Source organism: Rathayibacter sp. AY2B3 (genome assembly GCF_002931755.1).
GTDB lineage: Bacteria > Actinomycetota > Actinomycetes > Actinomycetales > Microbacteriaceae > Rathayibacter.
On record NZ_PSUG01000002.1, the window covers coordinates 124201 to 146245 of the forward strand.

Sequence of the window (22045 nt, forward strand, 5' to 3'; positions counted from 1 at the left end):
GTTGGTGCGGAAGGAGGCGGGGCGAGCGGGTGTCAAGAGCCGTTCGAGGTGGTTTGCGAATCGATGCGTCGTGATGCACACTGACCCCGCCGATTTGTTGAACAGCAGAAATAAGAAGTGGATGGGAATGGCTACGGACTACGACGCCCCCCGCAAGACCGATGACGACTCCGAGTCGATCGAGGCCCTGAAGGAGCGAGTCCCCGACAAGATGTCCGGAGTCGTCGACGTCGATGACGCCGACAACCCGGGCGGATTCGAACTGCCCGGTGCCGATCTGTCCGACCTCGATCTGGACGTCGTGGTCCTTCCGCCCCAGGCGGACGAGTTCACGTGCGTGAGCTGCTTCCTCGTGAAGCACCGCTCGCAGATCGACCACGAGGAGAAGCTCGGACCGATCTGCCTGGAGTGCGCCGCTTAAGCGCCTCCCGGCCCCGAAGGACGACCGCTCCGTCGCCGTGATCCCCGGATCGCGGCGACGATGTCGTCCGGGCGGCGGGTCGAGACCAGCCAGTACGGCGTCGGGTCGGCCGGATCCTCGATCGGGACCCGCACCACGTCCTTCACCCAGCCGCGGATGACCAGGTAGGCCCGCGCGTCCAGGCGCGTCCCCCGCTCGGCGAACGCCTGGTCCCCCGTGTAGGAGGACGGCTCGCCCACGAGGTCGAGCGGGATGTGAGCGCGGCCGGCGCGCAGCTCCCCCTCCGCCACCTCGATCACGGGGGAGAGGGCGAGCAGCGACAGCACGCAGCCCGCGTACAGCACGACCGCGACGATCACCCCCACCGCGAAGTCGATGGGCGCGAACACCAGGATGCTGGCGGGGATCACGAGGGCGGTGGCGACGAAGAGCCAGGGCGCGGGCCACAGCCTCTCTCGGTAGGACGGCATGACCCTATTGGATCAGACGTTTGGTCTACCCTCGTCACGTGCCTGCAACCGTCGACGTCCCGATCACCGCGGACCGGCTCCCCTCCTACGCCCGTCCGGGCGACGCGGGAGCCGATCTCCACTCGACGGAGGACGTGGTGCTCGCTCCTGGCGAGCGCGCCTCCGTCGGCACCGGAGTGGCCGTCGCCCTCCCGGACGGCCACGCCGGCTTCGTCGTCCCCCGCAGCGGGCTCGCCTTCGCGCACGGCATCACCGTCGTCAACGCCCCCGGCACGATCGACGCGGGCTACCGCGGCGAGATCCGGGTGGCGCTGCTGAACACCGACAGCCGCGAGACGTACCGCGTCTCGGCGGGGGACCGGATCGCGCAGCTCGTGATCGTCCCCGTCGTCCAGGCGAGGTTCACGGCCGTCGACGAGCTTCCCGAGTCGGTCCGCGGTACGGGCGGCTTCGGATCCACCGGGTACGCCGCCGGCGCCCAGGAGACCAGAATCCACGAGGAGAGCGCATGAGCGACATCCAGCCCACGGCCGGCGAGGCCGCCGAGCCGGTCCAGCAGGACTACGAGAAGTCGGCGCCGGAGGACCGCGCGGAGGCCGGGCCCCTGGACGAGCGCGAGGCCAACCCGGTCCGCCCCTACATCGACCTCGGCGGAGTGAAGGTGCTTCCCCGCGAGGGCATGCACATCCGCCTCGAGGTCGAGGAGGGGACCAAGCGCGTCATCGCCGTCGGCCTCGACTACGCCGGATCGACGCTGCAGGTGCAGCCCTTCTCCGCGCCGCGCTCCTCGGGGCTCTGGCACGAGATCCGCGGACAGATCGCCGAGCAGATCGGCCGTCAGGGCGGATCGACGACGGAGCGCGACGGCGTCTTCGGTCCGGAGCTCGTCGCCGAGCTCCCGATCGCCGGCGGCCAGACCCGCGTCGCCCGGTTCGTCGGCGTCGACGGTCCGCGCTGGTTCCTCCGCGGCGTGATCGCCGGAGCCGGAGCCGTCGACGAGGAGGCCGCGGCCTCGGTCGAGGAGCTCTTCCGCAGCATCGTCGTGGTCCGCGGCAGCGGCCCGATGCCTCCGCGCGACCTGATCCCGCTGAAGGTGCCGACCGGCAGCCAGACCCAGCAGAGCGCGAGCTGACCGGCATGGAGCCGGTGCGGCCCGAGGACCCGGCCCGCCCGGAGGAGCCGGTCCGGCCCGAGGTGGGCGACGCGATCGCGCAGGCCGCCCGCCGCTCGGGCCTCGGCGCGGTCGCCGACGGCGAGCCGTTCGACGGGAAGGCGCTGGTGCGCACGATGGGCGGCGTCCGCGGGATCCTCGAGGCCGTCGTGCCCGGCATCGCCTTCGTCCTGCTCTACACGGTCACCTCGGAGCTGGTGCTCTCACTGGTCGCGTCCGTCGGGCTCGCCGTGGCGTTCACCGTGGCGCGGGTGCTCGGCCGGACACCCGTGATCCAGGCCGTCGGCGGACTGCTCGCCGTGGTGGTCTCGGCCGCGTTGGCGCTGTTCACCGGGCGGGGTGTCGACAACTTCGCCCTGGGGCTGCTCACCAACCTCGTCTACGGGCTCGTCTTCCTGATCTCCGTCCTCGTGCGCTGGCCCCTGATCGGCGTCGCCGCCGGCTTCCTGATGGGGGACGGCACCTCCTGGCGGTCCGATCGGCGCAAGCGCCGCCTCTTCGGGGCCCTGACCCTCGCGTGGGCGGGGCTCTTCCTCCTGCGCCTGGCCGTGCAGTACCCGCTGTTCCTCGCCGAGGACACCACGGCGCTGGGCATCTGGAAGCTGGCGCTGGGCCTGCCCTTGTACGCGCCGCTGCTGGTGCTCACCGTGCTCGCCGTCCGGGCCGAGTACCGCGGGGCCGGCGAGCGCGCCGATGCGGGCGATGCTCCGGATCGGGCATAGAATTGTCTCGACGTCGAGATAAATAGCGCTCGCCTCCCCGCACCGTCGCGGCGAGGTCGACCGGGCGCCTCGGCGTCGAGGAGTTAGGTCCTCCTTGGTGGCAGGCCGCTGTGCGCGGTCGTCAAGATGAGGACGGAGAGCGGCTCCGCCCGTCGGCGGACGCTGCAGTCAGCGAAGGAGAGGGCGACGTGTCCGCGGTAGACAGCTTTGGATCGAAAGACACCTTGAAGGTCGGCTCGACCGACTACGAGGTGTTCCGCATCGACCGGGTCCCCGGTCACGAGAAGCTCCCGTTCAGCCTCAAGGTGCTGCTCGAGAACCTCCTCCGCACGGAGGACGGCGCGAACATCACCGCCGACCACATCCGCGCCCTCGGCGAGTGGGTCCCGGAGTCGGAGCCCGACACCGAGATCCAGTTCACGCCGGCCCGCGTGGTCATGCAGGACTTCACCGGCGTGCCCTGCATCGTCGACCTCGCCACCATGCGCGAGGCCGTCGCGGCCCTGGGCGGCGACGCGAACCGGATCAACCCGCTCGCGCCCGCCGAGATGGTCATCGACCACTCCGTCATCGCCGACCTCTTCGGCACCGAGGACGCGCTCGAGCGCAACGTCGAGCTCGAGTACGAGCGCAACGGCGAGCGGTACCAGTTCCTCCGCTGGGGCCAGACCGCCTTCGACGACTTCAAGGTCGTCCCGCCCGGAACCGGCATCGTGCACCAGGTCAACATCGAGTACCTGGCCCGCGTCACCATGACCCGCGAGGTGGGCGGCGCGCTGCGCGCCTACCCCGACACCTGCGTCGGCACCGACTCGCACACGACGATGGTCAACGGCCTCGGCGTGCTCGGCTGGGGCGTCGGCGGCATCGAGGCCGAGGCCGCGATGCTCGGCCAGCCCGTCTCGATGCTCATCCCGAAGGTCGTCGGCTTCAAGCTCACCGGCTCGATCCCGACCGGCGTGACCGCGACGGACGTCGTGCTCACCATCACGCAGATGCTGCGCAAGCACGGCGTGGTCGGCAAGTTCGTCGAGTTCTACGGGGCCGGCGTCGCCGCGGTGCCGCTCGCGAACCGCGCCACCATCGGCAACATGAGCCCCGAGTTCGGCTCCACCGCCGCGATGTTCCCCATCGACGACGTGACTCTCGACTACCTGCGCCTCACCGGCCGCAGCGACGAGCAGATCGCCCTCGTCGAGCAGTACTCCAAGCTGCAGAAGCTCTGGCACGACCCCGCGGTCGAGCCGGTCTTCAGCGAGTACCTCGAGCTCGACCTCGGCACGGTCGTCCCCTCGATCGCCGGCCCGAAGCGCCCGCAGGACCGGATCGAGCTCTCGTCCGCCAAGACGCAGTTCGAGTCGGACCTGACCAACTACGCGGACGTCTCGCACGACATCGTCGACCTGACCATCGCGGAGTCGTTCCCCGCCTCCGACCCCGGAGAGCTGCAGCCGCAGGACGAGCACAGCAGCCACGAGCACACCCACCGCTCGCACGCGCCGTCGACCGCCTCCAAGCCGACCACGGTCGAGCTCGGCGAGGGCGGGACCTTCACCATCGACCACGGCGCCGTCGCGATCGCGGCGATCACCTCGTGCACCAACACGTCGAACCCCTCCGTCATGCTCGCTGCCGGCCTGCTGGCCCGCAACGCGGCGCAGAAGGGCCTGAAGGCCAAGCCGTGGGTCAAGACCACGCTGGCGCCCGGGTCGAAGGTCGTCACCGACTACTACGAGAAGGCCGGCCTGACCGAGTCGCTCGAGGCGCTGGGCTTCTACACCGTCGGCTACGGCTGCACGACCTGCATCGGCAACTCCGGCCCGCTGCTCGAGGAGATTTCGGCCGCGGTGCAGGACAACGACCTCGCCGTGACCGCCGTGCTCTCGGGCAACCGCAACTTCGAGGGCCGCATCAACCCGGACGTGAAGATGAACTACCTGGCGAGCCCCCCGCTCGTCATCGCCTACGCGCTCGCCGGCTCGATGAACTTCGACTTCGAGGTCGACGCGCTCGGCACCGACTCCGACGGCAACGACGTGTTCCTCAAGGACATCTGGCCCGACGCGGCCGAGGTGCAGGCGACGATCGACTCGTCGATCGACAAGTCGATGTTCGACACGCAGTACGCGGGCGTGTTCGACGGCGACGAGCGCTGGCGCGCGCTGCAGACCCCCGAGGGCTCGATCTTCGAGTGGGACGAGTCGTCGACCTACGTGCGGAAGCCCCCGTACTTCGACGGCATGACGATGGAGACGACCCCGGTCACCGACATCGCCGGTGCGCGCGTGCTCGCCAAGCTCGGCGACTCCGTCACGACCGACCACATCAGCCCCGCCGGCTCGATCAAGGCCGACAGCCCCGCCGGCCGCTACCTCGACGAGCACGGCATCGACCGCAAGGACTACAACTCCTACGGCTCGCGCCGCGGCAACCACGAGGTGATGATCCGCGGCACGTTCGCGAACATCCGCCTGCGCAACCAGCTGCTCGACGGCGTGGAGGGCGGCTACACCCGCGACTTCACGCAGCCGGACGCCCCGCAGTCCTTCATCTACGACGCGTCGCAGAACTACCAGGCCGAGGGCACCCCGCTCGTCATCCTGGGCGGCAAGGAGTACGGCTCCGGCTCGTCGCGCGACTGGGCGGCCAAGGGCACGAGCCTGCTGGGCGTCAAGGCGGTCATCGTCGAGAGCTTCGAGCGGATCCACCGCTCGAACCTCATCGGCATGGGCGTCGTCCCGCTGCAGTTCCCCGCGGGCGAGAGCTGGGAGTCGCTGGGCCTGGACGGCACCGAGTCGATCAGCATCTCGGGCATCGAGGAGCTGAACGAGGGCGTGACCCCCAAGACGGTGCACGTCGTCGCGGAGCCGACCGAGCACTCGGCCGAGGGCAGGCAGACCGTCGAGTTCGACGCGGTCGTCCGCATCGACACCCCCGGTGAGGCGGACTACTACCGCAACGGCGGCATCCTGCAGTACGTGCTGCGCTCGCTCGTCTAGATCGGCCGCAGAACGTGTGCGCCTTCCCTCCGGGGAGGCGCACACGCGTTCCCGGGGGCCCCGTGCGTAGACTCGGAAGACGTCCTCACCTCGCTCACGACCCCGGAAGGCGGCGCGCATGGCTGTTCTCGAGACCATCGGCGGTCCTCGCGATCTCGATCGCCTGACCGCGGCCGAGCTCGAGACCCTGGCGCAGGAGATCCGCGACTTCCTCGTGCGCGAGGTCTCGAAGACCGGCGGCCACCTGGGCCCGAACCTCGGCGTCGTCGAGACGACCATCGCGATCCACCGGGTCTTCGACTCGCCGCACGACGCGATCGTGTTCGACACCGGCCACCAGTCCTACGTCCACAAGCTGCTCACCGGCCGCCAGGACTTCTCGAAGCTCCGGCAGCGCGGCGGCCTCGCCGGCTATCCGCAGCGGCGGGAGTCGCCGCACGACATCGTCGAGAGCTCGCACGCCTCCAGCTCGCTGTCCTGGGCGGACGGCATCTCCCGCGCCTTCACGATGACCGGCCAGACCGACCGCCACGTCGTCGCGGTCGTGGGCGACGGCGCACTCACCGGCGGCATGACCTGGGAGGCGCTGAACAACATCAGCGACGACAACTCCCGCGGCCTGGTCATCGTGGTCAACGACAACGGGCGCTCCTACGCCCCGACCATCGGCGGCATGGCCCGCTTCCTCAACGGCGTCCGCACGCGGCCGACCTACCGCACGATGCACCGCGGCTCCCGGGCCGTCTCCGAGCGGCTGGGCGGCCCCGCCGCCGCCGTCTACCGCGGGGTCCGCGGCGGTCTCCACGGCTTCCTCAGCCGCTTCATCAACAACGAGGCGCTCTACTCCAATCTCGACATCAAGTACCTGGGTCCGATCGACGGGCACGATCTCACCGCGATGGAGGAGGCACTCCAGCAGGCGAAGGACTACGGCACGCCGGTCATCGTCCACGCGATCACCCAGAAGGGCAAGGGCTTCGGCCCGGCCGTGCACGACCTCGCCGACCAGTTCCACGCCGTCGGGCAGATCGACCCCGAGACCGGCGAGCCGCTGAGCGCGGCCGGTGCCCGCTCGTGGACGTCGGTGTTCGCCGAGGAGATCGTCACCCTGGCCGACGAGGACCCGACCATCGTCGGCATCACGGCCGCGATGCTCCGGCCCGTCGGTCTCGACCGCCTCGCCGAGAAGTACCCGGAGCGCGTCTTCGACGTCGGCATCGCGGAGCAGCACGCCGTGACCTCGGCCGCCGGTCTCGCCTTCGGCGGGCTGCATCCGGTCGTCGCGCTGTACGCCACCTTCGTGAACCGCGCCTTCGACCAGGTGCTCATGGACGTCGCGCTGCACCGCGCGGGCGTCACCTTCGTGCTGGACCGCGCCGGAGTCACCGGGCCCGACGGTCCGAGCCACCACGGCATGTGGGATCTGGCGATCCTCCAGGTCGTCCCGAACATCCGCCTCGCCGCTCCGCGGGACTCCGTGCGCCTGCGCGAGGAGCTGCGCGAGGCCGTCGGCGTCACCGACGCGCCGACCGTGGTGCGCTTCTCGAAGGGGAGCGTCGGCGACGAGATCGACGCCGTCGAGCGCCTCGGCGACGGGGTCGACGTGCTCGCCCGCGCCGAGCGCAAGGACGTGCTCCTCGTCACGGTCGGGCCGATGGCCGCGATGGGCCTCGAGGTCGCCCAGCGGCTCGCGGCGCAGGGCATCGGCGCCACCGTCGTCGACCCCCGCTGGGTCGTGCCCGTGCCCACCAGCATCATCGAGCTCGCCCGCGAGCACCGCATCGTCGTCTCGATCGAGGACGGGGTGCGCGTGGGCGGGATCGGCACGCGCATCCGCCAGGACCTGCGCGAGGCCGGCGTGGACACCGCGGTGACCGAGCTCGGGCTGCCCGATCAGTTCCTCGACCACGCCAAGCGCGAGGAGATCCTCGAGGACGTCGGGCTCACTCCCCAGCACATCGCCCGCGACGTGGTCGCGCAGGTGCTGGGCAGCAAGATCCCGGTCGCCCGTCCGCTCCAGGACGAGGTCGAGGCCCGGGACGACGCCCGCAGCGACTGATCGGCCGCGGTCGGTGCGCGGGCGGCGGGTGGACCGGGCCCGGTCGCCGGGCGCGCGCGCTGAGGGCGGACGCTGAGGCGGCCGGTCGCGAGCGGTCTGCAGTCCCGGGTGTCCTCTGAAGGCGCGTGTGCGGTCTGCAGGGGTTTGTGCCGCCCGCAGGGGATTGGTCCCGTCCGCAAGGGACCGTGCCGTCTGCAGGGGACCGTGCCGTCTGCAGGGGACCGTCTCGTCTGCTCGAGTCTGTGCCGTCTGCAGGGGTCTGTGCCGTTTGCAGGCGGCCGTCTCGTGTGCAGGTGCGATCTGCAGGCGTTCCGGGCCGCAACGGCGCTTCTGCCGCGCGAACCGATCGCTACAGGGTCGATCCCCTGCATACCGAACGTTCGCCTGCAGATCGCACGGCGGCCTGCACACGGCACGTTCGCCTGCAGATCGCACGTGTCCCTGCAGACGGAACGGACCCCTGCAGATCGAGGGGGCGGCACGAGCGGGCGGGCGGCGACAGGGGCGGATGCGGAGAGGGGGACGCGGACTGCGAGTCGGCGTCCCCCCTCCGCGTCAGTCGACGCCGCGGATCGCGGGGTGGTGGAACGTGTCCCCGAACGCCCGCTCGCTCGCACCGACGCGGTCGAGGTAGGGCGTGAGCCCGCCCATCTGGAACGGATAGCCCGCGCCGAGGATCAGGCAGAGGTCGATGTCCTCGGCGGCGTGCACGACGTCGTCGTCCAGCATCCGCTTGACCTCGTCCGCGAGACCCGTCTCGACGCGCAGCCGCAGCTGCTCGGCCGTCATCGGGTCCGTGCCGCCGGCGACGATGGCGACCGCGCGCTTGTCGACGCCCTTCACCCGCCCCTTCGCGTCGCGCTCGAAGACGTGGCCGAGCTCGGCGAGGCGGTGCAGGTTGGGGCTGTCGAAGAAGCGGTCCGGGAACGCGGCGTGGTGGGTGTCGAGCACGTGCGCGCCGACCTTGAGGCCCACCAGCTCGAGCAGCTCTAACGGGGTCATCGGCAGGCCGAACGGAGCCAGCGACTGCTCGACGACCTCGAAGGGAGTGCCCGTGTCGACCGCGTGCATCGCCTCGCCCAGGACCTTCGCCAGCACGCGGTTCACCACGAAGCCCGGGGTGTCGCGCGTGATGACGGCGTTCTTCCTGAGCTTCGCGGCGGTGACCATCGCGGTCGAGAGCGTCTCGTCGTCGGTGTGCGGCGTCCGGACCACCTCGATCAGCGGCATGACGGCGACCGGGTTGAAGAAGTGGAACCCCACGAGGCGCTCCGGGTGCTGCAGCCGCTCGCCGATGCGCTCGACCGAGAGCGACGAGGTGTTGGTCGCGAGGACCGCTGTGGGCGAGACGTAGCGCTCGATGTCGGCGAACACCTCCTGCTTCACCGACAGCTCCTCGAAGACGGCCTCGATCACCCAGTCGGCGTCGGCGAAGTCGGAGCGGTCGGTCGTGCCGGTGATCAGCGCGCGGAGGCGGTTCGCGTCGTCGGGGGAGACGCGTCCCTTCGCCAGCAGCGCGTCGATCTCGGCGCGGATGCCCGCGACGCCCTTGTCGACCCGCTCCTGGTCGAGGTCGGTGATGACCACCGGCACCTGGAGTCGGCGGAGGAAGAGCAGCGCGAACTGCGAGGCCATGAGGCCCGCGCCGACGACCCCGACCTTGGTGACGGGCTTGGCCAGCACCTTGTCGGGTGCTCCCGCGGGGCGCTTGGCCCGCTTCTGCACCAGATCGAACGCGTAGATGCTCGCGCGGAACTGATCGCCCGAGATCAGATCGGCCAGCGCCTCGTCCTCGGCGGCGAAGCCCTCGTCGCGGGTGGTGTTCTTCGCGGCCTTGAGCAGATCCAGCGCTCTGTACGGCGACGCCGCGACCGTGCCGATCCGCGACTCCAGCTGCTTGCGCGCGATCGAGATCGCGACGTCCCACTTGACCAGCCGCTCCAGCTTGCCGGGCGCGTTCGGCCGCTCCACCTTCACGGAGCCGCCGATCACGCCGTCGGCCCAGCGGAGGGAGTCCTCGAGGAAGGCGGCGGGCGGGAAGATCGCGTCGGCGATGCCGAGGTCGAACACCTCCTGGCCCTTGAGGGTGCGGTTGTTCTTCAGCGGGTTCTCGACGACGACCGTGAGGGCGTTCTCGATGCCGATCAGGTTCGGCAGCAGCCACGCGCCGCCCCAGCCGGGGATGATGCCGAGGAAGACCTCGGGGAGCCCGAGCGCGGGGATGGAGGAGTCGACGGTGCGGTAGTCGGCGTTCAGGCCGATCTCGGTGCCGCCGCCCAGGGCGAGGCCGTTGATGAAGGCGAACGACGGCACTCCCAGCTCGGCCAGCATCCCCAGCGTGCGGTGGCCCAGGCGCGCCAGCTGACGGCCGAGCTCACGGCTGGGGATGGCCCCGACCTTGCTGAGGTCCGCTCCCGCGGCCAGGATGAACGGCTTGCCGGTGATGCCGACCGCCTGGATCTCGCCGCGCGAGGCGCGTTCCTTCTGCGCCAGGAGGACGTCCGCCAGCTCGAAGAGCGACGCCGGCCCGAAGGTGTTGGGGCGGGTGTGGTCGCGGTCGTTGTCGAGCGTGATCAGGGCGAGCGTGCGGCCGCTGGGCAGCGGCACGTCGCGGACGTAGGAGTGGGTGACGACCTCGCCCTCGGCGAGGTCCACGAGGTTCTCGAATCCGTCGAGCATGGGTCAGCGTCCCTTCCGTCGTCCGCGCTTGCCGTCGTAGTGGGGGTTCTCCCAGATCACCGTGCCGCCCTGGCCGAGGCCGACGCAGAGGGCCGTCACTCCGTAGCGCACCTCGGGGTGCGACTCGAACTGCCGAGCCAGCTGGATCATCAGCCGGACCCCGGAGGAGGCGAGCGGGTGCCCGATCGCGATCGCTCCGCCGTACTCGTTGACGCGCGGGTCGTCGTCGTCGAGGCCGAAGTGGTCGAGGAAGGAGAGCACCTGCACGGCGAACGCCTCGTTGAGCTCGAAGAGCCCGATGTCCTCGATGCCCAGGCCCGCCTTGCGCAGGGCCTTCTCGGTGGAGGGGACCGGGCCGAGCCCCATGATCTCGGGCTCGACGCCGGCGTACGCGAAGCTCACCATCCGCATCTTCGCGGACAGGCCCAGCTCCCGCGCGGCCTCGGCGCTGGCCAGGAGCGACACCGTCGCTCCGTCGTTGAGACCGGAGGAGTTGCCCGCGGTCACCCGGCCGTGGGGGCGGAACGGGGTGCGCAGGCCCGCGAGGCCCTCGAGGGTCGTCTCGGGGCGCGGCGCCTCATCGGCGGTCGCGAGCCCCCAGCCCGCGGCGCTGCGCGTGGCGACGGGGACGAGGTCCGGCTGGATGTCCCCGGCGGCGTACGCGGCGGCGAGCTTCTGCTGGCTCCGCAGGGCGTAGTGGTCGGCGCGCTCCTTCGTCAGGTGCGGGAACCGGTCGTGGATCCGCTCGGCCGTGCGGCCCATGTTGAGCGCGTCCTCGCCGACGAGGCGCTCGGAGAGGAAGCGCGGATTCGGATCGGCGCCGAAGCCCATCGGGTGCCGGCCCATGTGCTCCACGCCGCCGGCGAGCACAACGTCGTAGGCGCCGAACGCGATGCCGCCCGCGGTCGCGGTGACCGAGGTCATCGCTCCGGCGCACATGCGGTCGACGGCGAAACCGGGCACCGACTTCGGCAGCCCGGCGAGCAGCGCCGCCGTGCGGCCGAGGGTCAGGCCCTGGTCGCCCTGCTGGGTGGTGGCGGCGATCGCCACCTCGTCCACCCGCTCCTTCGGCAGCGCGCCGTTGCGCTCCAGCAGACCGATCATCGCCTTGACGACGAGGTCGTCGGCTCGGGTCTGCCAGTACATGCCCTTCTCGCCGGCACGCCCGAACGGAGTACGGACTCCGTCGACGAACACGACTTCGGATCTCTCGGCCACAATGCCTCCCAGGAACTCACGGTCGCCGTCGATCGTAGGAACCGGCACCGCGCGGCCGGAATCCTTTGCCGCTTCCTACGAAGGGGTTTCGGTGCCCTCGGCCGCCGCTTGGGCCGCTTCGACAAACGCGGTGGCGATCGAGCCCGATGTGGCCTCGACCTGCCAGGCGCGGGCGCCGGCGCGGGTGAGCTCGGCGGCGACCGAGTCACCGGTCAGCGGCTCGGGTGGGTTCCAGGCCACCCGGCGCAGCAGCTCCGGCGTGAGCAGGTTCTCGACCGGGAGCGAGAGCAGCTCGGCGATCTCGGTGACCACGGCGCGTCCCGCCTTCAGGCGAGCGTCGGCGGCCGGGTTGCGATCGCCCCACGCGCGTGGCGGAGGGAGCGTGTCGGCGGCCGGGCGGGTCGGGCTCGGCAGGTCCTCGGTCGTCGTCCCGCGCTCGATCGCGGCCCACCAGCGCTCGACCTCGCCGCGGCTGGCGCGGCCGGTGAAGTCGCGGCGGCCCGAGAGCTGGCCGATGCTGGTCGGGATGTTGCGGGCGACCGCGATGATCGAGGAGTCGGGGATGAGCCGGCCGGGTGCGATGTCGCGCTCGCGGGCGAACGCGTCGCGGGCCAGCCAGAGCTCGCGCGCCACGGCGAGGGGGCGCGGGCCGCGGAGCGAGTGCATGCCGGAGAGGCGGCGCCACGGGTCCGGGGGGACCGCCTTGGGAGCGCGCGCGAGCGTCGCCTCGAACTCCTCGCGGGCGATGCGCGTCTTCCGCGCGGCGATGAGCATCTCCTCCATGCGGTCGCGGAGGTCGACGAGGAGCTCCACGTCCTTCGCGGCGTAGACGAGCCAGCTCTGCGGGAGGGGGCGGGTCGACCAGTCCGCGGCCGAGTGCTCCTTGGCCAGGTGGATGCCGAGGAGGTCCTCGACGACGGCGCCGAGCCCCACCTTGGGCAGTCCGAGGAGCCGGGCGGCGAGCTCGGTGTCGAAGATCCGCACCGGGTCCAGGCCCACCTCGCGCAGGCAGGCGAGATCCTGACTGGCGGCGTGGAGGATCCACTCCTCCTGGCCGATGACCGCCTGCAGGGCGTCCATCCGGCCGATGGCGGGGGGATCGAAGAGGAACGCGCCTGCGCCGCGCCGGTAGACCTGGATCAGGTAGGCGCGCTGCGAGTAGGTGAAGCCGGAGGCGCGCTCGGCGTCGACGGCGACGGGACCCTCGCCGGCGGCGAGGGCGTCGACCGCGGCGAGGAACTCGTCGGGCGTGGAGAGGACACGGTAATCAGTCACGGTTGTTCCGTCGGAAGGCGAGCGGGGTCACACCGTCGCTCGATACGGGCGGGAGACCCGCGAGCATGCACAACAGCTCCCCCCACCCTTCCACGTGAGCGGCGAGCTCCGCATCATCGGGACTCCAGGAGGCGCGGATCTCGATCTGCGCACCGTCCCCCTGAGCGGCCAGCTCGCCGAAGCCGGTGGAGAGCACCTTGGTGGCCGTGCCGGACGCGGCCGAGTAGGAGGCGCCCCGCGCCCCGAGGGCGTCGATGAGCCAGGACCAGGCGACCTCGGCGAGGAACGGATCGGTGCCGATCTCGACCTCGAGCGGAGCCTGCGCGAAGCAGACGACACGGAAGGGGCCGCCCCACTGCTCGGGCTCCTCGGGGTCGTAGAGCAGGATGAAGCGCCCCGTGCCCAGCTCGGAGTCGCGTCCGTGCGCGTGCGGCGCGACGTCGCCCGACAGGGCGAGGGCCCAGGGCGCGAGACCCGACGGCGAGGCGATCTCGGACACGGTGAGCTCGTCGCGCGTGGCAGCGGCGCGGATCGACTCCGTCGCGACCCGGAACTCCTCGGGGAGCTGGGACGACGCTGGGAATTCGGGCACGATCGCAGACTAGGGTTCCGACGCGCCCGGGACGCGGAGGCACGCCGGGTGGGCGGCTCTCAGCGCGTGCGGCTCCACCGGGTGTATACGGCCCCGGAATCGTCGGCGGCCAGCAGCGTGAGGGCGTAGGCGTCGTCGACGACAGCGGTGCCCGTCGCGACCGGGAGGCCCGGGAGGACGACCCGCGGGGAGGTGGTGAGGCACAGCTCGTCCACCCGGCCCGAGGCGAGGAACTGGCCCGAGAGCGAGGCGCCGCCCTCGCAGACGACGCGACGCAGGCCGAGCCCGGCGAGAGCGTCCAGGAGCTCGTCGACGCCGATCCGCTCCGAGGAGGACGGGATCCGGACGACCTCGACGCCGGCGGGGAGCCCCTCCACCGCGCCGCGCGACTCCGGCACCAGCAGCAGGACCCGGGAGCCCTCCTGCAGCTCCAGGCGGTGCCCGGCGAGATCGCCCGAGGCGGAGACGACGGCGAGCGGGACCCGCCGGGGCACGCGGTAGCCCTCGGCGCGGACGCTGGCGGCTCCGACGAGGACGACGTCGGCCTGCTCGCGGATCACTCCGAGGATCGTGCGGTCGACGCGGTTGGTGAGCGTCTCGCTGGTGCCGTCGGAGCCGGTGCTGGAGCCGGTGACGCTCGCGATCATGTTCAGGCGCACGCGCACCGCCCCGTCGGGGCGCCAGGCGTCCGCGACCGCCGCTCGCGCACCGTCCTCACCGATCACGATCGGCGGACCGGGGGGGACGAGCGGCCGGAGGATCATGCGGCCAGGTGCGCGCGGACCTGCCGCTTGGTGCGGCCGAGCAGCGCGGTCATGCCGCGCAGGCGCAGCGGCGAGACCGCCTCCGAGAGGCCGATGGTCTGCGGGAAGTCGTCGGGGACGGCGAGCACCTGCTCGGGGGTGAGCCCGGCCAGGCCCTGCGCCAGGATCGACGCGAAGCCGCGCGTCGTGGGCGCCTCGCGGGGAGCCGTGGCGTGCAGGTGCACGATCCCGCCCTCCACGTCGACGACGATGAAGACGGGCGCCTGGCACTCCTCCACGCGCTCGAAGAGGTCCGGGTGGTCGCGGTAGCGCTCGGGCAGGTCGGGGAGCTCGTTCGAGAACTCGAGCAGGAGCTGCAGGCGCTCCGGCTTCTCGAGGGCGAGGAACTCCTCGCGGATGTCGCGCAGAGCGTCGGGGAGCGTGGTGTCGGTCATCGGTTCCAGTGTCTCATCGGGAGTCGGTCGGAGGGCCCTCACGACGAAGGCCGAGAGCCCCGATCCGGGCCCTCTCGGGGCCTGTCGGCGCTCTCGGCCTTCGTCGTGACGGTCAGCGGGCGGCGGGGGCCTCGCCGGCCTCGGCACCCTGCACGATCGGGACGCGGACGGCGCTGCCCCACTCGGTCCAGGAGCCGTCGTAGTTGCGGACGCCCTCGAAGCCGAGGAGGTGGGTCAGCACGAACCAGGTGTGGGCGGAGCGCTCGCCGATCCGGCAGTAGGCGATGACGGAGTCGCCGTCCTTCAGCCCCGCGCCCTCGCGGTAGACGCCGTTCAGCTCGTCGAGGGGGCGGAAGGTGCCGTCCTCGGCGGCGGCCTTGCCCCAGGGCACGTTCTGCGCGCTCGGGATGTGACCGGCGCGCAGGGCGCCCTCCTCCGGGTAGGCCGGCGCGGTCGTGCGCTGCCCGGTGAACTCCTCCGGGGAGCGGACGTCGATCAGCGGGTTGCCGAAGTGCGCGAGGACGTCGTCCTTGAAGGCGCGGATCTCGGCGTCGCTGCGCTCGACGACCGGGTACGCGGCAGGCTCCGGGGAGGAGGCGTCGGTGGTCGTCGGGCGGCCCTCGGCGAGCCACTTGTCGCGGCCGCCGTCGAGCAGACGGACGTCCTCGTGGCCGAAGAGGGTGAAGACCCAGAGCGCGTAGGCGGCCCACCAGTTGTTCTTGTCTCCGTAGATCACGACGGTGGTGTCGCGGGCGATGCCCTTGCCGCCGACCAGCGCGGCGAACGCGGCGCCGTCGATGTAGTCGCGCTGCACCGGGTCGTTGAGGTCGGTGTGCCAGTCGATCTTGACGGAGCCGGGGATGTGGCCGGTCTCGTAGAGCAGGACGTCCTCGTCGGACTCGACGACGACGAGACCGGGAGTGCCGAGGCGCTGCTCGAGCCAGTCGGCGCTGACGAGCCGTTCGGGGTGCGCGTAGGAGGCGAACTTCGGCGACGGATCGGTTTCGACGGACAAGGAGGACCTCCAGGATGGTGCGCGGAGCGCGGGCGTGATTCCACGGCGGGCTACGCTGGAGCCCGCCCTTCAGCGACAGTACGCGTCCGCGGACGACGCCGCACGGAGGGCGCCGTAAGAGTTCGACACAGAACCGCGGCGGGTCCGTTCCCGGTGCGGCCGCCGCCACTGAGCGCACAGGCCCCCGCCGTGTGCAGGATGCGAGACGCGAGTGAGCCCCGACGACGTCCGATCGACGAGCAGCCTGACCGCCCGCTCGCCCCAGATCAGCGGGCACGAGATCGCGTCGACGCTGGTGCCCCCGCGCCAGTTCGAGGGCGCCACCTTCGAGAGCTACCGTCCCGACCCGGAGTACCCCTCGCAGGCCGACGCGGTGGAGGCTCTCCGCGCGTTCGCCGCCGGCGGCGGGTCGAAGGGCGGCGGAGGCGGCTTCCTGGGCTTCGGCCGGAAGAAGGCCCCGGCGGTCAAGCCGGGCGTGTACCTCGACGGCGGCTTCGGCGTCGGCAAGACCCACCTGCTCGCGGCGATCTGGCACGCGGTGCCGGGCCGCACCTACTTCGGGACGTTCATCGAGTACACCGCGCTCGTCGGCGCCCTCGGCTACGCGGCGACCGTCTCGCTCCTCAAGGGCTCGGCGCTCCTGTGCATCGACGAGTTCGAGCTGGACGACCCGGGCGACACGATGCTGATGACCAGGCTCCTCGGCGAGCTCGTCGCCTCCGGGACCCGCATCGCCGCGACCTCGAACACCCCGCCCAACGCGCTGGGCGAGGGGCGCTTCGCCGCAGCGGACTTCCTCCGCGAGATCCAGTCGATGGCCGCCCACTTCGAGACGATGCGGATCGACGGCACCGACTACCGGCGCCGCGACATCGAGGGCCACGCCGTGGTGCGCAGCGACGAGGAGATCGACGCCCTCGTCGGGGCCGCCCCCGCCGGCTCCGTCGTCACCGACGACCCGTTCGCGGACGCCGTGCACCACCTGGGCACCGTGCACCCCTCCCGGTACATCAAGGTGATCGACGGCGTCGACACCATCGTGCTCCGGGGCGTCACCGCTCTGACCGACCAGACCGACGCCCTGCGCCTCGTGGCCTTCATCGACCGGGTCTACGACGCGCAGATCCCGGTCCTCGCCTCCGGGACGCCCCTGGACGAGGTCTTCGGTGGCGACATGCTGAGCGGCGGCTACCGCAAGAAGTACCTGCGCTCGATGTCGCGGCTGATCGCGCTCACGTCGATGGCGCCCCGCTCCTAGGAGCCGATCCTGCGAGGAGCCGATCCTCCGAGGAGCCGATCCGCTCTCCTCCCGGCGTTCCCGGGGTCGTCGTCGTGCCGTTCGCCAGCGTGCCGTAACGCGCTTTTTACACAGGGGCCTCGGCCGTAACCTCCCCGAAACGCGGTGCCTCACGGAACGAAACCTCGCGCCACCAGACTGTCGGCTACCCGAGGTGACCCGACACCCGCGTGTCTCCAGGCCGTGCTCCGACGCAGCGTCCTCGCTCCGGGCTTTTCTCTGCACACTCACGAGAGGTTCAACAATGGATCAAGGCAATACCGCGTTCCTGCTCATCGCAGCCGCGCTGGTCCTGCTCATGACCCCCGGGCTCGCCTTCTTCTATGGCGGCCTGGTGCGTGCGAAGAGCGTCATCAGCATGATGATGCTCAGCTTCGGAGCCATGGGCCTCATCGGGGTCCTCTGGGTCCTGTACGGCTACGCGATCGCGTTCGGCAACGGCCCGTCCGGCCCCGCCGGCACCGACACCTTCGTCGGCATCGACGGCGTCCTCGGCATCGACACCGCTCAGATCGGCCTGCAGGGCATCTACAACGACGCGCTCGGCGAGCAGACGTCGGCCTACCCGACGCTGGCCTTCGCCGCGTTCCAGGCGACGTTCGCGATCATCACCGTCGCGCTCATCTCCGGCGCCATCGCGGACCGCGCGAAGTTCGGCGCCTGGATGGTCTTCGCCGGCGTCTGGGCCACCGTCGTCTACTTCCCGGTCGCCTCGTGGGTCTTCAACTTCACCCTCGGCGACGACGCCACCGTCGTCGACGGCGGCTGGATCGCCTACAACGTCGGAGCGATCGACTTCGCCGGAGGCACCGCGGTGCACATCAACGCCGGTGCGGCGGCCCTCGCCCTCGCCCTGGTGCTCGGCAAGCGCGTCAACTTCACGAAGGGCGCGCACCAGCCGCACAACCCGCCGTTCGTGCTCCTGGGCGCCGGACTGCTCTGGTTCGGCTGGTTCGGCTTCAACGCCGGCTCCGAGCTCGCCGCCGACGGCATCGCGGCCGTCGCCTTCCTCAACACCATCGCCGCTCCGGCCGCCGCGATCCTCGGCTGGCTCGTCGTCGAGAAGATCAAGGACGGCAAGCCCACCTCCATCGGCGCCGCCTCGGGCGCGGTCGCGGGCCTCGTCGCGATCACCCCGGCCTGCGCCAGCCTGTCGCCGTTCTGGGCGATCGTCCTGGGTGTCATCACCGGTGCCGTCTGCGCCCTGGCGATCGACCTCAAGTACCGCCTCGGCTACGACGACTCGCTCGACGTGGTCGGCGTGCACCTCGTCGGCGGCCTCATCGGAACGCTCTACATCGGCTTCTTCGGCACCGGCGTGGGCCTGTTCCTCACCGGCGACGCGAGCCAGCTCGGCAAGCAGGCCCTCGCGGCCTTCACCGTCCTCGCCTACTCCTTCGTCATGACGCTCCTCATCGGCTGGATCATCCAGAAGACCATGGGCTTCCGCGTGAAGAACGAGGACGAGATCGCCGGCATCGACACGGCCATCCACGGCGAGGCGGGCTACGTCCTGGCGGACTGACCTCGCGCTCCTCGCAGCATCCGACGGGGTGCCGACTCTCCGGAGCCGGCACCCCGTCGGCGCGTCCGCGAGGCACGGGCACTCGGGGCGGCGGGGACCTGATCCGGGCTAGGGTTCCGGGGTGCCCTCCTCGCGCTCGGTCGTGTCCCTGCTCCTCCGACTCCTCGGCCGCGCGGTCGCCCCGCGGCCGGACGCCGGGCCCCGCCCGCAGCGCCCGTACCTGAGCACGACGGCGCCGACGCCGGGCGCGAGCGGAGTGGGCCGCACCGTCGAGGTCGACCCGTCGCGGCTCCGCGGCGTCCGCCTGGGCTATGCGCCCACGCCCGACGGCGACCCGGACCCGGGCGAGGTCGTCTGGACCTGGGTGCCCTACGAGGAGGACGACGGCCGCGGCAAGGACCGCCCGGTGCTCGTGCTCGCGGTCGAGAAGTCGGGGACGGTGCTCGCCGTGCGGCTGAGCTCGAAGGAGCACTCCGACTACCTGGCCGTCGGCACCGGCGGCTGGGACCCGGACGGACGTCCCAGCTGGGTCGACCCGGAGCGCGTGTTCCGCGTGCATCCCGCGGGGATGCGCCGGGAGGGCGCCGCCCTGGAGCGCCCCCGGTACGACGCCGTCGCCCGGGTGCTCTCGGCGCGGTACGGCTGGCACTGAGCGCTCGACGCCGCCGAGCCGCCGCGAGAGATCGCCGCTGAGCGCCTCAAAGGGGATCCCGGCCCGACGGACGAGGGCCGTGCTCCTCGGAGGAGGCGTCAGGCCGGGTCGATCGGCACGAAGCCCGCGTACTTCGCAGCGCGGCCGTCCCCGGAGGACGTGCCCGTGAGCCTGCGCTGCACCCACGGCGCGACGTGCTGCCGGTAGTACTGGACCGTTCCGCCGCGCCGGAGTGCGGTCTCGGGGGCGTCCGGCAGCGCGGCGGGCGGCGTGAGCCCGAGCGCCCGGAGGACCCGGTCGGCCACCCGCCGGTGCCCCCGCGGGCCGAGGTGCAGGCGGTCCTCCGACCACAGCGCCGGATCGGCGAAGGCCGGGTCGTGCCAGTTGTCGGCCACCACCACGTCGGTCCGGTGGCTCGTCCGACGCAGGACGGCGTCGGTCAGCGCGTCCCCGCGGCGGCGGATGAGCGACCCGAGCGGGAGCCGGGGGGACGGGTCCGCGCCGGCCAGGGCGATCAGCACGACGCCCTGCTCGTCGCAGCGCTCGAGGACGCGGAGGTAGGCGTCGGCGATCCGCTCGATGTCGGCCCGCGGGCGCAGCATGTCGTTGCCGCCTCCGTTGAAGGAGAGGTGGGTCGGGCCCAGGGCGAGCGCGGGCTCGAGCTGCTCGGCGAGGATCGGCGCGATGAGCCGGCCCCGGATCGCGAGATTGGCGTACTCGATCCGCTCACCCGTGGCCGCCGCCCATCCCGCGGCCGTGAGGTCGGCCCAGCCTCGCGGGGTGCCGTCCGGCCGCTCGTCGCCGACCCCCTCGGTGAAGGAATCGCCGATCGCGACGTAGCGGACGGCCGTCATCGGCGGGTTCCGGAGGTGCGCATCGTGGCACTGTACCGCTCCGCGGCAGGGCTCAGGCGCGGCGCCTCAGGGGGGTGACCGGTGCCGAGCGGGCGCTGCTGAGGCGGGCCGGCGTCGTGGCGCCCGGCGCTGCGGCGAGCAACTCCTCCTCGGGCCGGGTGCCCGGACGGGGGTCGCGCTCGGGACGCGGGGCGGCCCGGAACCAGGCGCCCAGCGCGGAGGACCGGCGGTGCCTCCGGTGATCGCGGTCCAGCTCCGCGGTGCCGCGGTAGCCGGAGCACCGGGCGATGCGGTCGAGGCCGCCGAGCCCCACGGGGGTGCTCGCCATCAGGACGGCGGCCAGCTCGAGTCGGCGGAGGGCGAGGTGCTCGTCGAGGCCGAGCCCGTAGCAGCGGCGGAACCGCAGCCGTAGCAGCAGGGCGGGCATCCGCAGCTCGGCGGCGAGGCGGGGGACGGTGAAGCGCCGATCGAGGTAGCGCTCGTTGACGAGGGCGGCCGCCGCGATGGCGAAGACGTCGAGCGGCCGGCGGGACGCGGCGGGGCGGGGGGCGGGGGTTCGGGTGTCCAGGGTAGGCATGCAGAGGAGACGCGCGAGGTCCCTGTTCGTGACGCGGAGGCGCGGAATGCGCTCGGGTGGCGCGGTGATCGGTGTCGGAGAGGCTCGACCGTCGGGGGCTGTGCCATCGTCGGGTGGGAGCGGACTCCCCGCCGATCCGGAACAGACACCCCAGGAGACGACCGCATGGCGCACGCCGCGCTGATCATCCACAGCGCACGGAAGGTCGACGCGGCCGGGTCGGTGGAGGACCACTGGCTCCTCGCGCGGGACGGCGCGATCACGGCGACCGGCACCGGCTCCGGTTGGCGCCGGTCCGCGGAGGGGGCGGAGCTGCACGACGCGCGGGGCCTCACCGCTGTCCCGGGCTTCATCGACCTCCACGTGCACGGCGGCGGCGGTCACGGCTTCGACGGGGGAGTGGAGGCGATCCGCGCAGGCCTCGCGCTGCACCGCTGCCGCGGCACCACGCGCTCGCTGGTCAGCCTGGTCTCGGCGCCGCTGGAGCAGCTGGAGGCCTCGCTGGACGCCGTCTCGGCCCTCGCGGCCGTCGACCCGCTCGTGCTCGGCGCGCACCTCGAGGGCCCGTTCCTCGCGCCCTTGCGCAGCGGTGCGCACGACCCCGCGGCTCTCGCGCACCCCTCCTCCGGCGCGGTCGACCGGCTGCTGGACGCCGCCCGCGGACGGCTCGCGCAGATCACGCTCGCGCCCGAGCTGCCGGGAGCCCTCGCAGCAGTGGAGCGGCTCGTCGGCGCCGGCACGGTGGTCGCGGTGGGCCACACCGAGGCGGACGCCGACCAGGCGCGGGCCGCGTTCGACCGCGGAGCCCGGCTGGTCACGCACGCGTTCAACGCCATGCCCGGGATCGGCCACCGCTCCCCGGGCCCGATCCCGGTGGCCCTCGGCGACGAGCGGGTCGCGCTCGAGCTGATCCTCGACGGCAGGCACGTGGACGTCGAGGTGGCGCGGCTCGCGTTCGCGGCGGCTCCCGGGCGGATCGCACTCGTCACCGACGCGATGGCGGCGGCAGGGGCGGGCGACGGTGCGCACCGCCTCGGCCCGCTCGACGTCGAGGTGCTCGGCGGAGTCGCCCGACTCGCGGGCACCGCCGTCCTCGCCGGATCCACGCTCACGCAGGACGAGGCGCTGCGGCACGCCGTCGGACCCGGCCGTCTCGGGCTGGAGGCGTCCGTCGCCGCCCTCACCGCCGTTCCCGCCCGCGTGCTCGGCCGTGGCGACCTCGGCCTGCTGGCTCCCGGGTACCGCGCCGACGTCGTCCTGCTCGACGCGTCACTCCGCGTGCGGCGGGTCTGGGCAGACGGGGCGCCCGTCCCCTGACTCC

At 72.2% G+C, this 22045-nt stretch carries 20 protein-coding genes; 10 read left to right on the plus strand and 10 right to left on the minus strand.

Annotation, left to right across the window (positions count from 1 at the left end):
• Positions 1-127: 127 nt before the first annotated feature.
• A complete protein-coding gene (locus C5C24_RS01855; protein ID WP_055792269.1) occupies positions 128-421 on the plus strand; it encodes a DUF4193 domain-containing protein in 294 nt (97 codons plus the stop codon).
• Here the strand turns inward: C5C24_RS01855 and C5C24_RS01860 are convergent.
• The gene (locus C5C24_RS01860) at positions 418-891 is read right to left on the minus strand and encodes a DUF3093 domain-containing protein (RefSeq protein WP_104275681.1); all 474 of its coding nucleotides are present in this window, start codon (positions 889-891) and stop codon (positions 418-420) included. The two genes, C5C24_RS01855 and C5C24_RS01860, sit on opposite strands and share 4 nt — an antisense overlap.
• A gap of 38 nt (positions 892-929) precedes the next feature.
• Here C5C24_RS01860 and dut point away from each other — a divergent pair, with 38 nt between their 5' ends.
• The 5 genes from dut to dxs all read left to right on the plus strand — a co-directional run bounded on the left by dut (position 930) and on the right by dxs (position 7842).
• Entirely contained in the window at positions 930-1403 is a 474-nt protein-coding gene (dut, locus tag C5C24_RS01865) for a dUTP diphosphatase (RefSeq protein WP_104275680.1), read from the plus strand.
• Positions 1400-2023 (plus strand): DUF3710 domain-containing protein, encoded by a 624-nt coding sequence (locus C5C24_RS01870; protein ID WP_104275679.1) that lies wholly within the window; start codon positions 1400-1402, stop codon positions 2021-2023. The genes dut and C5C24_RS01870 overlap by 4 nt, the downstream gene beginning before the upstream one ends.
• Before the next feature lie 5 nt (positions 2024-2028).
• Positions 2029-2784 (plus strand): DUF3159 domain-containing protein, encoded by a 756-nt coding sequence (locus C5C24_RS01875; protein WP_104304153.1) that lies wholly within the window; start codon positions 2029-2031, stop codon positions 2782-2784.
• Between the two features lie 188 nt (positions 2785-2972).
• The gene (gene acnA / locus C5C24_RS01880) at positions 2973-5783 is read left to right on the plus strand and encodes an aconitate hydratase AcnA (protein ID WP_104275677.1); all 2811 of its coding nucleotides are present in this window, start codon (positions 2973-2975) and stop codon (positions 5781-5783) included.
• Between the two features lie 118 nt (positions 5784-5901).
• Positions 5902-7842 carry a 1-deoxy-D-xylulose-5-phosphate synthase gene (gene dxs / locus C5C24_RS01885; RefSeq protein ID WP_104304154.1) on the plus strand — a complete coding sequence of 647 codons (1941 nt, stop codon included), beginning with the start codon at positions 5902-5904 and terminating at the stop codon, positions 7840-7842.
• A gap of 555 nt (positions 7843-8397) precedes the next feature.
• On the opposite strand, the gene C5C24_RS01890 is transcribed toward dxs, so the two are convergent.
• From C5C24_RS01890 to C5C24_RS01920, 7 genes are all read right to left on the minus strand, one after another.
• On the minus strand, positions 8398-10521 hold the full coding sequence (locus tag C5C24_RS01890; protein WP_104304155.1) for a 3-hydroxyacyl-CoA dehydrogenase NAD-binding domain-containing protein: 2124 nt from the start codon (positions 10519-10521) through the stop codon (positions 8398-8400).
• 3 nt (positions 10522-10524) lie between these two features.
• Entirely contained in the window at positions 10525-11739 is a 1215-nt protein-coding gene (locus C5C24_RS01895) for a thiolase family protein (protein WP_104275674.1), read from the minus strand.
• A 75-nt stretch (positions 11740-11814) separates the two neighbouring features.
• Positions 11815-13014 (minus strand): ribonuclease D, encoded by a 1200-nt coding sequence (locus C5C24_RS01900; RefSeq protein WP_104304156.1) that lies wholly within the window; start codon positions 13012-13014, stop codon positions 11815-11817.
• A complete protein-coding gene (locus C5C24_RS01905; RefSeq protein WP_104280576.1) occupies positions 13007-13606 on the minus strand; it encodes a DUF3000 domain-containing protein in 600 nt (199 codons plus the stop codon). Before C5C24_RS01905 ends, C5C24_RS01900 begins: the two co-directional genes overlap by 8 nt.
• 59 nt (positions 13607-13665) lie before the next feature.
• Positions 13666-14370: a dihydrofolate reductase family protein gene (locus C5C24_RS01910; protein ID WP_104275671.1), complete on the minus strand. Its 705-nt coding sequence runs from the start codon at positions 14368-14370 to the stop codon at positions 13666-13668.
• Positions 14367-14804, minus strand: coding sequence for a SufE family protein (locus C5C24_RS01915; protein WP_104222086.1), 438 nt, complete (start codon positions 14802-14804; stop codon positions 14367-14369). The genes C5C24_RS01910 and C5C24_RS01915 overlap by 4 nt, the downstream gene beginning before the upstream one ends.
• A gap of 112 nt (positions 14805-14916) precedes the next feature.
• On the minus strand, positions 14917-15819 hold the full coding sequence (locus C5C24_RS01920; RefSeq protein WP_104304157.1) for a sulfurtransferase: 903 nt from the start codon (positions 15817-15819) through the stop codon (positions 14917-14919).
• Between the two features lie 211 nt (positions 15820-16030).
• On the opposite strand from C5C24_RS01920, the gene zapE reads away from it, so the two are divergent.
• The 3 genes from zapE (at position 16031) to C5C24_RS01935 (ending at position 19293) form a co-directional block, all read left to right on the plus strand.
• Positions 16031-17077, plus strand: a complete 1047-nt coding sequence (zapE, locus tag C5C24_RS01925; RefSeq protein WP_104304158.1) for a cell division protein ZapE — start codon at positions 16031-16033, stop codon at positions 17075-17077.
• Positions 17078-17360: 283 nt separating this feature from the next.
• Positions 17361-18641: an ammonium transporter gene (locus C5C24_RS01930; protein ID WP_104275668.1), complete on the plus strand. Its 1281-nt coding sequence runs from the start codon at positions 17361-17363 to the stop codon at positions 18639-18641.
• Between the two features lie 121 nt (positions 18642-18762).
• Positions 18763-19293, plus strand: a complete 531-nt coding sequence (locus C5C24_RS01935) for a type II toxin-antitoxin system PemK/MazF family toxin (RefSeq protein ID WP_219812807.1) — start codon at positions 18763-18765, stop codon at positions 19291-19293.
• Positions 19294-19391: 98 nt separating this feature from the next.
• On the opposite strand, the gene C5C24_RS01940 is transcribed toward C5C24_RS01935, so the two are convergent.
• On the minus strand, positions 19392-20147 hold the full coding sequence (locus C5C24_RS01940; protein WP_104304159.1) for an SGNH/GDSL hydrolase family protein: 756 nt from the start codon (positions 20145-20147) through the stop codon (positions 19392-19394).
• Between the two features lie 52 nt (positions 20148-20199).
• Positions 20200-20724, minus strand: coding sequence for a hypothetical protein (locus C5C24_RS01945; protein ID WP_104304160.1), 525 nt, complete (start codon positions 20722-20724; stop codon positions 20200-20202).
• A 165-nt stretch (positions 20725-20889) separates the two neighbouring features.
• Here C5C24_RS01945 and C5C24_RS01950 point away from each other — a divergent pair, with 165 nt between their 5' ends.
• On the plus strand, positions 20890-22041 hold the full coding sequence (locus tag C5C24_RS01950; protein WP_104304161.1) for an N-acetylglucosamine-6-phosphate deacetylase: 1152 nt from the start codon (positions 20890-20892) through the stop codon (positions 22039-22041).
• The last annotated feature ends 4 nt before the right edge of the window (positions 22042-22045 follow it).

Bases quoted from the DNA above. Each gene is read 5' to 3' on its own strand.
- C5C24_RS01855 (WP_055792269.1), top strand. From the start codon at position 128: ATGGCTACGGACTACGACGCCCCCCGCAAGACCGATGACGACTCCGAG.
- C5C24_RS01860 (WP_104275681.1), bottom strand. From the start codon at position 891: ATGCCGTCCTACCGAGAGAGGCTGTGGCCCGCGCCCTGGCTCTTCGTC.
- C5C24_RS01870 (WP_104275679.1), top strand. From the start codon at position 1,400: ATGAGCGACATCCAGCCCACGGCCGGCGAGGCCGCCGAGCCGGTCCAG.
- C5C24_RS01875 (WP_104304153.1), top strand. From the start codon at position 2,029: ATGGAGCCGGTGCGGCCCGAGGACCCGGCCCGCCCGGAGGAGCCGGTC.
- dxs (WP_104304154.1), top strand. From the start codon at position 5,902: ATGGCTGTTCTCGAGACCATCGGCGGTCCTCGCGATCTCGATCGCCTG.
- C5C24_RS01890 (WP_104304155.1), bottom strand. From the start codon at position 10,521: ATGCTCGACGGATTCGAGAACCTCGTGGACCTCGCCGAGGGCGAGGTC.
- C5C24_RS01910 (WP_104275671.1), bottom strand. From the start codon at position 14,370: ATGATCCTCCGGCCGCTCGTCCCCCCCGGTCCGCCGATCGTGATCGGT.
- C5C24_RS01915 (WP_104222086.1), bottom strand. From the start codon at position 14,804: ATGACCGACACCACGCTCCCCGACGCTCTGCGCGACATCCGCGAGGAG.
- C5C24_RS01930 (WP_104275668.1), top strand. From the start codon at position 17,361: ATGGATCAAGGCAATACCGCGTTCCTGCTCATCGCAGCCGCGCTGGTC.
- C5C24_RS01940 (WP_104304159.1), bottom strand. From the start codon at position 20,147: ATGACGGCCGTCCGCTACGTCGCGATCGGCGATTCCTTCACCGAGGGG.
- C5C24_RS01945 (WP_104304160.1), bottom strand. From the start codon at position 20,724: ATGCCTACCCTGGACACCCGAACCCCCGCCCCCCGCCCCGCCGCGTCC.
- C5C24_RS01950 (WP_104304161.1), top strand. From the start codon at position 20,890: ATGGCGCACGCCGCGCTGATCATCCACAGCGCACGGAAGGTCGACGCG.